The sequence below is a fragment of the Paenibacillus sp. OK060 genome (genome assembly GCF_900101205.1).
Classification (GTDB): domain Bacteria; phylum Bacillota; class Bacilli; order Paenibacillales; family Paenibacillaceae; genus Paenibacillus; species Paenibacillus marchantiae.
The window spans coordinates 230,298-243,566 of record NZ_FNFR01000001.1 but is presented as its reverse complement, the minus strand read 5'-3'; the positions used below and the strand labels follow the sequence as shown (position 1 = coordinate 243,566).

The following is a 13,269-nucleotide window of genomic DNA, read 5'->3' as shown; positions in this document are numbered from 1 at the left end:
TTCAATGAAACTATTCTATAATGAAACTATATTGCAAAGCAATACGTTTTTCCTATTTTTTCAAACAAACGACAAAAAAAACAGGACGTCCGACTCAGCTGCTTCGCCAAATCCAACATCCTGTTATGATTATGCTCTCTTTACGTTACACAGTAGTAGACAGTTACTAGTCTTCGTCTTGCTCCTCGTCCTTCTCTAATACACAGCGGAATCGCTCCACACCCGGATACAGCTCACCCAGGCTGTACACTACGAATCCCGTATTTCGATAAAACTCTACCGCTTCCACATCGGTCTCAGCGATTAGTCTGTCGGGGTTATATTTGGCCAGCACCTGTGAAATCATGCCACGACCATAATTTTTAAAACGGTTCTCAGGCAGGACAGCGATGTGATGAATAGTGATCTCACTCGTTCCTGTACTTTCATATCCAATCAGACCGATCAGCTGGCCTTCGTCTTCATAACCGTCCAAATGCAGCTCGTCCTTATTAACATACTGTTGTAACGCACGATTCAGGTGATCCGGGTCGGGAAAGACCGAGTAGGACAACAGCTCCTGCACTTCCGGCTCCTGTATGCGTGATTTCAATTGAATTAACACCCTGATTCCTCCTATAACTTGCTTGATTCCGTTATCGTATTGTAGTCGTTAGCCTTTAAAAGTTCAAGTCGTATGCCGTTTCAGCTCCGATTGGAGATCAGACGTGATACCTTCAGGCACCTGAATTCCTACCAAATGATATGCATCCAGCAGCGCACCACCGACTGCCGGCACATGGCTGGTAATGTAATGAATCTGTTGTCGACCCGGTTTATAGGCTGCATCCAGCCCCTTTCGAACGGCCTCCACCATATAAGGTGTACTCAGACAACTTCCTGTAAGCGTCATGCGCACCTGCTGATCTTTAAAACACGATGCAAGCATAAGAATACCCACAACGGCCGTATCCGCTGCTGAATCACATACTCTGACCGCAAGGGGAATATTTTCGGCTGCTGCTTCGGTAACTAAAGGAGCCATTTGACCAAATATCCGATTGATGGCCTGTCTATTTTCAGCAAAACCTGATACGCCCAGTGCAGCAAGCTCCGGAATTGAAGTTACATTCCAATAGGCTAATATCTGTTCGATCCAGGGTTGGTCCTGCGGACCATAACGTCCCGCAAGGATGGAATGCACCGCGTCATAAGCCAAAAAACGAGCTGCTGTTGGTGCATAGTGGCCGAACTGGTCATTGCGGAGCCAGATCCCTTGTTCCGTTTTACCGAGAATCAGAGAGCCTGTGCCCCCAATAGCTACGATGCCTGGCTCACCGCCAAAGGCTGCCGTATGTGCAATATGCGTGTCATTTACTGCGCTGATTCTGCCTAATATCCCGGTTTGAGCGAGTAAAGCTTCAGCCCAGACTGTATCTTCTGGCTGATCCAGGCCTGCCATCCCCGCCTGAATGGAAGCAATCTGATCCACTTCTAGCCCAGCTCTGCGAATAGCTTCAGCGATGCCCTCCAATACGTTCTGCTCTGCATTGGCATCATGATAGCGGTTGCAACCGCCTTTTTGCACATAAGACAAAACCTTTCCGTTCTCATCGGCCAATGCCACACGTGTATGACTTCCCCCGCCATCCATGCCAATCACATATGTACTCATTCTGATCCCCCATGTTCTGGTGTGATGATGTCCCCTATCCCATGATGCTTCTCGTGATGTTCCTATTAAGCTACCGAGTAATACGAACTGCCGGGACCTTACTACGCGATCCCGGCAGGCTGCTACTGCTTCTGTGCAGCGAAACGAAGCAGTTCACAACGGAACTGTGTCGGTTCATCATATTTTTCCTCTTCGATCGTCTGTGTTACATGTTCCTGAAGAAGAATATTCCAATTCGTATAAGCCTTCTCCAGTAATGCGATAGCCTCCGCTGTGGGCAGATTCAATTCAATCAACGGCTCAAGCTCCCGTCCTGTGTTGATTTCCTTTTCCTCTACACTTGTACTCATCGTGATACAATGAATGCCGCCTGTACGGGTTCCCGCTTGCAAACGTTCAATAGCTTCCACTAAAGCTTGTTTATTTGATACATGTTCCAGACAAGAGCAAGCCGCAATATAATCAAAATGATCCGGCTGGATAGCGTAATGCTCAACATCTGCTTTCTCTGCTTGCACGATATGATCAACCTGATATTCTTTCGCATATTTGCGAAGTCCATCTACAGCCTCATCCAGCAAATCCACCCCGATAACTTCACTGTTTGTTTGCCCGAGACGCTGTGCAATGGGTATCGTATGTCTGCCTACACCACATCCCAAATCGAGAACTCGCAGTTCCGTCTTATGGGCAAGTAGACGCTCCAGCATATCCATAACCATAGGCATGGGCCTCGCCATCCAGGTACCGGACGCGAATAATTCATTATTCTGATAGAAGTTAGAATGGTAACCTGCCTCTGCTTTCCGTGCAGCCTCAAATTGTTCATTTGCCATACAAGCACCTCCATAGCTTAGATGTTAATCGTCAATGTCCCCGAACCTGCAAACAGAATAACGGTGAGAATAACCATCACTACAAATGCCCCGGTGACGAGCAGTTTACCTGTATCCTGCTTATACGTATTGTCATTAAATAACATCAGGCCGCCAATGGTCATAGCTACGGGAGGAAGAAACAGTGTCATCAGAACAAGTAACACAATTGAATATCGATCCAATATAAATTCATCATTTTCAATCATGTACGGTTGTTCAGGCTGAACCGTTTTGGTAGTAACCAGATTGCCGCAAGATTTGCATTTGAACTCATCCTCTGCCATTTTTTCATGACAATATGAACAAACTCTAGGTGTATATGGCATCTCGCACCTCCCCTTAAGGACATCTTCTACTTAATACCCAGGATGCTTAATTGGAATCAGAAGAATGCTGCTGGTTCTTGGTCAAAAAGGATTCAAGTACCTGCTCGTATCGGGTTCGATCCACTTGAAACGCTGTTCCATGACCCGCACGGGGAATAGTCAACAATTCCTTTTCTGTCGGACAAGCTTCATATAGTCTATAGACCATTTCCGTCGGTACAAACGCATCTGCCTCACCATGAATAAAAAGAACCGGAACTTGAACTTTGGGGAGTTGATTTAGTGCCGATGCTTCCCCAAAAAAGTAGCCCGCCTTCCATTTGGAAATGAAACTTGTAACGGGAATAAACGGAAATGCGGGCAGCTTGTATAGCTGCTTGAGCTGGAAGGTCAGCTCCTCCTTGACGGAGGTATACGCACAATCCGATACGATGGCCTTTACCTGATCAGGGAGAGCTTCACCACCTGTCATCAATACTGTAGCGCCTCCCATCGAAATTCCATGCAAAATGATCTCCGTCTCCGTACCAACCTTGCCCAGAACCCAATGAATCCATTGAACATAATCTTTGCGGTCCAGCCAGCCGAATCCGATGATATTGCCCTCACTTTGGCCATGACCCCGATCATCCGGCATCAACACATTGTAGCCCCGTTTTTCAGCATAAAAGCGGGCAAAACCCGCCATTTCTCTGCCTTTTCCCGAATAGCCATGGGCCAGGATAACCGTTGGTCGCTGCGATCCGTAGTGGGTAGGAAGCCATGTTCCATGCAGCTTTAATCCATCATGTGATTCAATATATATATCTTCGGTTGGCTGCGTATCAAGCCACGTCAAATCAGAAGCACTGCTGATTATTTCGTTATCCGGTTCGGGCATCAGATTCGGATTATCAACTAAAAATGATTTTGGAGCACGCCGAATGGCGGTTTTGAAGAAGTAAAGTCCACCTAACCATAGTACGGCAAGAACGATTAGGACCAGAACGGCAAGGCTGTATAATAACATGAACAATTCCCTCTCTTTCAGTCGATCTTCCACGTGAAACATGTATGTATATTATTTATCGTTTCGTAATTTCTTCAGACATGGATGATGGTTTCCACTTCTGGATCACGTTGTTTAGAGCTTCAAGGGTGAAGGGTTTACCAATAAAATCATCCATCCCGGCTTCAAAACATTTCTCTTTCTCTCCATCCATCACATTTCCTGTCATCGCAATAATCGGAGTGGGATGCCACTTCTTATCCTGTTCTAAAGCTCTGATATGGCGTGTCGCCTCCAGTCCATCCATTACAGGCATCATGTTATCCATCAGGATCATACTATATTTATTGCTGAGAAAAGCTTCACTAGCCTCTTCCCCATTGGAGACGGTATGCACTTCGGTCGTGCCCAGCTTTTTGAGTTGCATCTGCACAACCTGCCGATTGATGACGTTATCGTCTGCCAGCAAGATTGATATCGGAAGGGATGTACGAATCTGCTTCTGGTTCTCCTTACCGTGAATCATCTGATTGGATAACCATTCAATCGTTCTGTGCGATGATTTCATCTTGCCATGTTCATTAGACATCACATGATCACTCTCCTAATCGCGAATTATGCCATACTGCTTATACGAAGGCTTCACTCATCCAATCGTTTGCAAAAGCTTCAGCAGCTTCGATCTTCCCCTTTCAAATACAATCCCTCTATTCATTATACATGAACGACGAATGGCATACATTCATATAAAAAAACTGACCTGCGTTATTAACGCAAGTCAGTTTTCCCCTCTGCAGCGAGTCCAAGCTTTTTTAACAAACGAATCGCATCTGCCTTTTCCGAAGGTTCCAGTCCATCCACCGCATCAATGATCACCTGGTGGTGCTGAGGAAAGATTTGTGTAAACAAATGTCTTCCTTCCTCCGTCAATTCAGCGTATATGACACGCCGATCTTCCTTGGATGCTCGACGAATCAGCAGATTTTTGTTCTGAAGCTTGTCCACAACATACGTGATATTGCCACTGGACATTAACACTTTCTCACCGATCTTTTGCAACGCCTGCGGCCCTTTATGGTATAACAAATCAAGCACGCCAAATTCTGTTGTATTCAGTCCATGACTCTGGATATCCCGGTTGGACCTGGATGTAACGGAATTGTATGCGCGAGCGAGAACCACAAATAATTGTAAAGACAGTTCCCGATTGTCCTCGTTGTTCGGCATTTCTTAATCCTCCATCAGTTGTTTACATTTCGACCTGCGCCTGCAGATTTCATCTGCTCCCACTCTTCGCGCAGCATTCCCATACGAATTGAATCATAATGTTTGCCATCCACGATGCGGCATTTGCGCATACGTCCTTCCACCTGCAGTCCCGCCTTCGAAGCTGAACGCATCATTCTTTCATTGCCTGACCAGGTTGTCAATCCAACCCGGGCCACGGGCAATTGCTCGAATAAGTGACTGGACCACATCTGAAGTACTCGCGTGCCGATCCCGCGCCCCCATTGGGCTGATCGATATAACACTATTCCCATTTCCAGCCACATGGATGGACGATGTTCCCAATAATAGCTGATTGTACCGACGATTCGGCCATTCAGCTCAATAATTCGAATGGAGTCCGGATCAGAATTGTTCTGAGTTGCTCCAAGTCTTCTTAACATGCTCCGTTCGAAGTCTTCGTAGCTCTCATGTTCAAGGGCATAATATGGCGCATCCCATTGTTTCCATTCCGGTACGTCTTCACTGTAGATCAATTCATAGAGTTCAGTCAGATCCTCTTTCTCCACACATCGAAGAACAATCTTACCATCCACTAACGGGTTTTCCCTCATCTATGCAATGACCTCACTTTCCGTTCATGAACGATGACGCTCATCGATGCTGCCATCATCCTTCGCAAGAATGACGGTGTCCGCCATTTTAATAAACAGTCCATTATCGACAACACCTGGGAGCATATTTAACTGAATGTTAAGCTCTGCAGCATGCTCTATGGCTTCCATGCGGCAATCTGCAATGAGGTTGCCATTATCCGTAAGGTAACGTTGATCCCCATCCATACGCCATTCTGGATGACACCCGAGTTTCTCCAGCGCCTGGAAGGTCCACTCTGAAGCAAACGGAACCACTTCAACTGGCAACGGGAATTTTCCCAGCTTTTGTACGGCTTTGCTGCCATCGGCCACAATAATCAGTTTGTCGCTGTTTGCAGCTACAATTTTCTCACGTAAAAGCGCACCGCCGCCACCTTTGATCAGGTTAAACTCAGGATCTACTTCATCTGCACCATCAATGGTCAGATCCAGACGTCCAATTTGATCAAATGGAACGATCGGAATTCCCCACTCTTTGGCAAGCTTGTCCGATGCTTCCGAAGTAGCTACAGCCTGAATGTTCAACCCTTCACGTACTCGCTCACCAATTCGACAAATAGCGTAATACGCCGTTGACCCTGTACCCAATCCAACCTTCATTCCATCTTGAACATACTCTGCCGCGCGCTCAGCTGCTATCTGTTTAAGATTCATCTATAAACCCCCGCCTGCTCATGATTTGAGAAATGCATACTGTAGTTATTATAGATAAAACCGCTTCCGATGTATATCTGTGCATGACGTGTTCAACTGGGAAACTTGGCCTGTTTCTCTGCTTCACATGTATCAATAATGTTGCTTATGTACATTCTTGGTTAGATTCTCCTCCCTGATATCTGATTTGTGTGGCAAAAGAAAGTCCGTTTTCTGTCGTTTTCACTATTTTTTCAATGTTTTAGGATGTTTTTTAACCCACCATGTTATAGAATACAGAATGAAACTAAAAAATGGGAATTATTTTAAATAAACAGTTCTAAATACCTACTTCTTACTTTCATATGTCCATAAGTACGTAAAATATTAAAAAAGTTTTAACAAAACTATTCAATTTGACGACATTTTATACGACATATTAAGTATAGATGTGTTTTAATAATTAGACACCTATGGGTATCTAGGTAAAAATATCTCTACATAGCGACCAGGAACCCAAGACCATGGTCGCACATTATGCCTTTGGAGGGGATACTGGAATGACTTAATTTGCAACATGAAGGCACCAACATATTATCAATTCAAAGAAGATCAGGAGTGGACTTTAGTGAAATCATTAAGTTGGAAAAGCATGTCTTTTTTCTCCAAAAATCTGTTGCTTTCATTTACTAACATTATTATCATCGGCGTGGCACTTATTGCCAGCAGCTATTACTTTCAAAAAACAATCCTCGTAGACCAACTACATGGTCAGGTAGAACAAATTACTAAAAAATGGGCAGAAGGCATTGATTCCACCGAAGTGCAGGCTGCTATTGCAGAAGCCAATTATGATGGAAAAACCCAAACCAAATTGCGTGCCTATTTCGATGAAATGCAGCAATATTATCCTAACATTGCACAAGCCTACATCTTTGGCGTCGAGCTGGGTGGAGATAACCAACGGTTAACTTCCCTTGTTGCCATGCCAACCAATCTGAAGGAAGCCTTCCAGAGTGAAAATGTAAATATCGGCGACATGTATGAACAGCCAGTCGTTGTGGCAAATGCACTGAAAGAAATGGTGAATACCGATCGCCCAACGTTCACCACATTTTATTCCGATGATTTCGGAACCTGGACAACCATTGCTTACCCGATCAAGGATAGCAACGGCAAGATTTACTCTTACTTTGCAGTCGATGCAGACGCATCAGCAGTACCTGCCGGACTGAACAAATTGCTCAAGAACGGAATTATCATCCTGGTAGCGTTCCTGCTGTTGTTCCTGATTATCCAATATCTTGTTGTCAAAAACACGCTTTCCCCTATTCGTCACCTGATCAAAGGGATTGATGACGTAAGCCGGGGTAATTTGAATGTCAAAATTCCGACAGGCAAAGACGATCTGGGCATTGTGAACGAAAAGTTCAATACAATGGTTCGCAAGATCAACGATACCATCGTCAAAGTGCAAATCACTTCGCAAGAAGTTAACGAGTCTGCTAAGGAACTGTATGAAGTCTCGGAGAGAAACAGCGAGAATGCTGATTCTATTAATAGCAACGTTACTCAGATTACATCCAACATTCGTGCACAGGAACAGGCAACCCGGGATAGTGCCCGTGCGATGTCCGAGATGGCTATCGTCATTCAAACTATTGCCAGCAGTTCAGCGAGTGTAGCTGACGAGGCCTATGAGATGGAACGTCGATCCCAACAAGGAAACAGTGTGGTTCGTCAGGTATCCGAACAGATGAATCTGATTACGGAATCTGTTAAAAACACCGCTTCGGCCATTCAGGTTCTGGAGAGCCGCTCTCAGGAAATTGGCGATATTCTGAATATCATCTCAGGCATTTCCAGCCAGACGAACTTGCTTGCACTCAACGCATCTATTGAAGCAGCACGTGTTGGTGAAGAAGGTCGAGGATTCGCAGTTGTAGCAGGTGAAGTCCGTAAGCTTGCTGAGCAGTCCGAACAATCCACGAGCCAGGTTGCTGTACTGATCCAAGAGATCCAGGCTGAAATCAGACAAGCCGTTCGTGCCATGGAACAAGGAACGTCTGAAGTGGATACCGGACTCAGCGTAGCTGATCAAACCGGTCAATTGTTCGAAGAGATTCTGGAAGCAGCCAAGAAAGTATCGAATCAGATTCAGGAAGTATCGAGTGCTACAGAAGAAATCTCTGCAGGTACAGAAGAAATGACCGCAACTGCGGATGATTTGTCTGCGAGTGTGAGTAAGACAGCTGACAACAGTGAACGGATCTCTTCATCCGTAGATGAACAAAAAGCATCTCTGATTACACTTGTTGATTCCTCTACCCGTTTGAACAACATGTCTGAGGAACTGCAAGAACTGATTTCGCATTTTAATGTAAGTAAACAATAATTCAACCCACAACTTGAACGGTTTGAACCAAGGAGGAACAACTGAAGTGGTCGAAAATCAATCATCATCTACCCAAACAGTGGAATCTGGCCTAGCGGTTCTTCAGATTCCACTGGATTTTGGGCGCCGTCAACAAGCATTCACTTATGAGTCTGCTCATATTTCATTGGAATCGTCCCTGGGTCGGGAACTGAAACAAAAATTCGGTTCAGAGGGCGTTTATCCAGCATTATTGTCTGCCTACGCAGCCTTGTTGTTCCGTTTATCAGCTGAGCAGGAACTTGCCATCGGCACGCTGGCTCCCGATCAGGTAGCCTCCCATGTGTTATTGCAGATTCAAGGAAAGTTAACCTTTATCGAACTGATTCATCAGATTTCAGATCAACTCCAGCTGCATTACACGCTGCAAGCGGGAGGTAATCCGGAAACGCTGTTCATGTATAACAGCGTACAGCTCCCTAAAGCTCCTCAATTGTTAAATTGGAATATCCGTGATGATCAGGATATGCTCACGCTGGATCTGTTCTATGACAGTTCACTTCTTAATGAATCTACGGTCACAAGATATGCAGAGTATTATCAGACTCTTTTACTGGCTATGTTGCGTGACCAAGACAAGGCCATCGGCACAGTGGACATTTTATCCGCTTCAGACCGGTTGCTATACCGAGAAATGAATGATACCGCCGTTCACGAACCAGAACATCAGACGATTCATGGCTGGTTCGAAGCAACAGCAGCCGAATATCCTGAATCTCCAGCAATTACTTCACCAACTGGCAGGTACACCTATAGAGAATTGAATGAACGTGCCAATCAGGTTGCCCGTGTGCTGTTATCCAACGGATTGCAAAAAGGAGAATTCGTCAGCATCTTTATGGAGCGGAGTTTGGAAACAATTATTTCTTTGCTCGGTATTCTCAAAGCTGGCGGAGTATACGTTCCTGTCGATCCTGAGCACCCACAAGAACGCAACAGTTATATTGTCGAAGATACAGCTTCATCCTTTGTCCTGACCAAAGAGTCCTCTTTACCTGAGGCTTCACGGTTATTCTCAGGAATTACTAGCGTTCGCCAAATCCTGGCCGTAGATGGACGCCTTGCCGGATTCGCTGCAAGTAACCCCAATCTCGATATTGAGCCAGACGACCTGGCGTACATCATTTATACCTCGGGATCTACCGGCAAGCCCAAAGGTGCGCTTATTGCCCATCGGGGTGTAGCCAATCTTGGTAGTGTGGTGCAGCGGGATTGCGATATTCAACCAGGTGACGTATTAACCCAGTTTGCTACATACAGCTTCGATGCATCAGTGTGGGATACGATTGGCGCCTTGTTCTACGGAGCAGAACTGTACCTGTTGTCGGCGGAAGAACGTGTATCCGTTGAAGAATTTGCGAGTGCAATTGAGCGCACAGGCACAACAATTATTACGATACTGCCAACCATCTTTTTCAACCAGCTTGCTTCCTTCCTGTCTGATGAAGGCTTCCACAAGCTGGCCAAAGTCAAAATCATTACCGTGGCTGGAGAAGCACTGTACGGTGAGCAGGTTCGTGCCTTCCAGCGCAAATTCGGCAACCAGATTGATATCGTCAATGTATACGGACCTACGGAATGTACAGTAGCGACAGCGACTCACCGAATTAGTGAGCAAGTTCCGGAAAGTGTCGTTAACATTCCAATAGGCAGACCGATTCATAACTATAAAGTGTATATCGTCAATGAAGAACAGCAATTATGCCCGGTAGGCGTTCCCGGCGAGGTATATATAGCAACACCCGCTTTGGCCAAAGGTTATCTGAACCAGCCAGAGCGTACAGCGCAGGCATTCATTGATAATCCATTTGCCATCGATGAGAAAATCTATAAGTCTGGCGATATTGCCAAAATGCTCGATACCGGACTGCTGGAATATGTCGGACGCAGCGACTCCCAGTTAAAAATCCGGGGTCACCGGATTGAGATTGGAGAGATCGAGGATCATTTTGCCCGTCTGGATCAGGTTCAGGATGTGGCCGTGATTCCCAAGAAGGAATCGGATGGTCAAAACATGCTCGTAGGATACTTTACATCCAAAGATGGCAGTACACTTTCCGTTGCGGATATTAAAGCGGAGCTAACGGTGAAGCTTCCTTCCTATTTTGTACCCAAATGGATCTGTCAGCTCGATGAAATGCCAATCGCACCGACAGGGAAAATCAATCGTAAAGCGATGGTAGCTCTGCCTCACGTAGAGCGTCATGAAGATCGACCTGATCGGGTACTGCCAGAGACGGAAACCGAAGCGATTATTCTGGAAGCATGGAAAGAAATTCTTCAGCACGATGACTTTGGTGTGGAGGATAGCTTCTTCGCCATTGGCGGTGATTCTCTTCGGGTCATCCATGTGCTGGTTATTCTGAAGCCGCATTATCCGCAGCTGAAAATTGCCGACTTTTTTGCCGAGAAGACGGTTCGTGCCTTGGCACAACGTGTGGAGAAGCTGGCTCAAACTACAGAAGAAACTGCCCATTCCTCAGTGAATGAGGGCATGATCACCCAATTGTCAGAACATCCTGTAGAGCTGAAATCCCAGATTGGATATCCTGAAATTCTGAATCCCGAGCATGTACTCCTTACCGGGGCTACCGGATATCTTGGATCCCATGTGCTGCAACAGTTGATTCTAACTTCGAATACACGCATCTATACTCTTGTGCGCCGTCCCGCAGACGGAAGCTCTGCGATGGAACGACTAAGCAGCGTCATGAAAGGTTACTTTGGACCGGAGCTTCTACCTCTCCTCGCATCCCGCGTCGAGATTATTGAAGGCGATCTGGAGCAACTGAATCTTGGTCTTTCAGTCGAGCAGACAACTTACGTGCAAGAACGAATTGACCGTGTGATACACTGCGCCGCGGATGTACGACATTTCGGGGATGCAGCACAATTCGCCAAAACCAATGTGGATGGAACCACTGCATTGCTCAAACTCGTTCGCAGCAAACCAGGTGCCTCCTTCCACCATGTATCCACGATGGGGATACCGGAAGATCTTGCACTCAGTGGACAGTGGGAGTCATCATTGCAATATGATCGCTTCCCAGCGGACCTGCACGTGGACAACCTGTACTCGGACAGCAAGCTTGAAGCCGAGAAAGTGCTTATGATTGCTGCTGAAGAAGGTGTACCTGTTAGCATCTATCGTGCAGGTAACCTGACATGTCATTCCGAGACGGGACGTTTCCAGTCTAATATTGATAGCAACGCCTTTTATCGCATGATTAAAGCAATGTTATTGCTGGGCAAGGCACCGGCAGCCGACTGGATGGTTGATTTTACACCTATTGATTATGCAAGTCAGGCCATTGTGCATCTGGCATTACGCCAGGACACAGCAGGACGTGTATTCCATATCTGTAATCCGGAACCTATCAGCTACGATGATCTGATTCGTTCTGTGAATCGGGCCGGTTATGAAGTAGAGACTCTGCCTTTTGCAGAATACACCAACTGGTTGTTCGATGGCAGTGTCAGCAAGGACCCTGAGGCACTTCAACTGGCTATCGCCCAGCTTGAAGGAGACGGTGCCAAGGATTCTGCCTACGTATATGCTTCTCCTGTAACAACCGCCTATGTAGAACCAGCCGGCATTATATGCGCCAAAACTGATGATCGTTTCATCTCAAAAATGATGGAACATGCCATCGAGATTGGTTATTTCCCTAAGGCCGTCCGACCGCAGTTTGGTACTTCGCCAACAATGGAATAACTCCAATAAAGTGAATGCCTATATTGCATCCATTAATGAATATAAAGAAGCCACCTCAACGTCAGTGATGACGGATAAGATGGCTTCTTTTCTTCGTGAAGAATTCTCAAATCAAGCGGATCAAAGCAATGACAGCCAAATGTGCAGGATAAAAATAACGCCAAATCCAACGCGGACCTTTCAGACGGAAGCCTGCGTTATAATACTGGGCCATTGCAATTCCTGCCGTAGCAATCACGCTGTACATCTGAATAGAGCTGCTGTGCAGATAAATATACAGCACATTTAAGAGCAAATGAGCCATTACTAGTACTCGGCCCTGGAAGTAACGGAATAGCAATACAAGCAGTAGGCCATACATACCATAATCCATATGGGTCATCTCCATGACCAAACCAGCCACGATCACAATCGGAATTCCCAGCAAACGGACCGGAAGTTTATCGAGCACAAGCAATACAAGCAGAGCAGACCATAATGTCCATACCACATTCAGCGAAAAATGATTAAAAGCCACCATAAACGGCAATTGAGAAATCACTGCAATCCAGAACAACCGCCATATGTATTTTTGTACGTTGCGAGTATGTTTATAACCGATATAAACGGCAAAAGCATAGATTGGAAAAGCAATTCGACCAATGATTCGCAGCTCACCGACCTGTGGATAAAAGACGGCTCCTATATGATCGATCAACATCGTGATCATGGCTATCCATTGCATCATTTTGTGCTAATCCCTCCTGCTTATCCTCAAC

12 protein-coding genes are annotated in these 13,269 nt (G+C 45.8%); 2 read left to right on the top strand and 10 right to left on the bottom strand.

The window, feature by feature from the left end; all coding sequences use genetic code 11:
- Positions 1-166: 166 nt before the first annotated feature.
- The 9 genes from BLS14_RS01035 to rpiA all read right to left on the bottom strand — a co-directional run bounded on the left by BLS14_RS01035 (position 167) and on the right by rpiA (position 6,383).
- On the bottom strand, positions 167-604 hold the full coding sequence (locus BLS14_RS01035; RefSeq protein ID WP_063564697.1) for a GNAT family N-acetyltransferase: 438 nt from the start codon (positions 602-604) through the stop codon (positions 167-169).
- 63 nt (positions 605-667) lie between these two features.
- Positions 668-1,654 (bottom strand): N-acetylglucosamine kinase, encoded by a 987-nt coding sequence (locus BLS14_RS01030; RefSeq protein ID WP_090949069.1) that lies wholly within the window; start codon positions 1,652-1,654, stop codon positions 668-670.
- Positions 1,655-1,776: 122 nt separating this feature from the next.
- On the bottom strand, positions 1,777-2,490 hold the full coding sequence (locus BLS14_RS01025; RefSeq protein WP_090949068.1) for a class I SAM-dependent methyltransferase: 714 nt from the start codon (positions 2,488-2,490) through the stop codon (positions 1,777-1,779).
- Between the two features lie 17 nt (positions 2,491-2,507).
- Positions 2,508-2,858 (bottom strand): hypothetical protein, encoded by a 351-nt coding sequence (locus tag BLS14_RS01020; protein WP_064639122.1) that lies wholly within the window; start codon positions 2,856-2,858, stop codon positions 2,508-2,510.
- Between the two features lie 46 nt (positions 2,859-2,904).
- Positions 2,905-3,867: an alpha/beta hydrolase gene (locus BLS14_RS01015; protein ID WP_090949066.1), complete on the bottom strand. Its 963-nt coding sequence runs from the start codon at positions 3,865-3,867 to the stop codon at positions 2,905-2,907.
- A 55-nt stretch (positions 3,868-3,922) separates the two neighbouring features.
- Positions 3,923-4,435, bottom strand: coding sequence for a response regulator (locus tag BLS14_RS01010; protein WP_090949062.1), 513 nt, complete (start codon positions 4,433-4,435; stop codon positions 3,923-3,925).
- 179 nt (positions 4,436-4,614) lie between these two features.
- Positions 4,615-5,073 carry a MarR family winged helix-turn-helix transcriptional regulator gene (locus BLS14_RS01005; RefSeq protein WP_024630132.1) on the bottom strand — a complete coding sequence of 153 codons (459 nt, stop codon included), beginning with the start codon at positions 5,071-5,073 and terminating at the stop codon, positions 4,615-4,617.
- A 14-nt stretch (positions 5,074-5,087) separates the two neighbouring features.
- Positions 5,088-5,687 (bottom strand): GNAT family N-acetyltransferase, encoded by a 600-nt coding sequence (locus BLS14_RS01000; protein WP_090949059.1) that lies wholly within the window; start codon positions 5,685-5,687, stop codon positions 5,088-5,090.
- Positions 5,688-5,711: 24 nt separating this feature from the next.
- The gene (rpiA, locus tag BLS14_RS00995) at positions 5,712-6,383 is read right to left on the bottom strand and encodes a ribose-5-phosphate isomerase RpiA (protein ID WP_064639125.1); all 672 of its coding nucleotides are present in this window, start codon (positions 6,381-6,383) and stop codon (positions 5,712-5,714) included.
- A 631-nt stretch (positions 6,384-7,014) separates the two neighbouring features.
- On the opposite strand from rpiA, the gene BLS14_RS00990 reads away from it, so the two are divergent.
- Together BLS14_RS00990 and BLS14_RS00985 are read left to right on the top strand one after the other, a co-directional pair.
- Complete coding sequence (locus BLS14_RS00990) at positions 7,015-8,757, top strand: methyl-accepting chemotaxis protein (protein WP_063564933.1); 1,743 nt, start codon at positions 7,015-7,017, stop codon at positions 8,755-8,757.
- A 46-nt stretch (positions 8,758-8,803) separates the two neighbouring features.
- Complete coding sequence (locus BLS14_RS00985; RefSeq protein WP_090949056.1) at positions 8,804-12,511, top strand: non-ribosomal peptide synthetase family protein; 3,708 nt, start codon at positions 8,804-8,806, stop codon at positions 12,509-12,511.
- Between the two features lie 106 nt (positions 12,512-12,617).
- Here BLS14_RS00985 and BLS14_RS00980 read toward each other — a convergent pair whose 3' ends face one another.
- Positions 12,618-13,238 (bottom strand): TraX family protein, encoded by a 621-nt coding sequence (locus BLS14_RS00980; RefSeq protein WP_256336113.1) that lies wholly within the window; start codon positions 13,236-13,238, stop codon positions 12,618-12,620.
- Positions 13,239-13,269 lie beyond the last annotated feature (31 nt).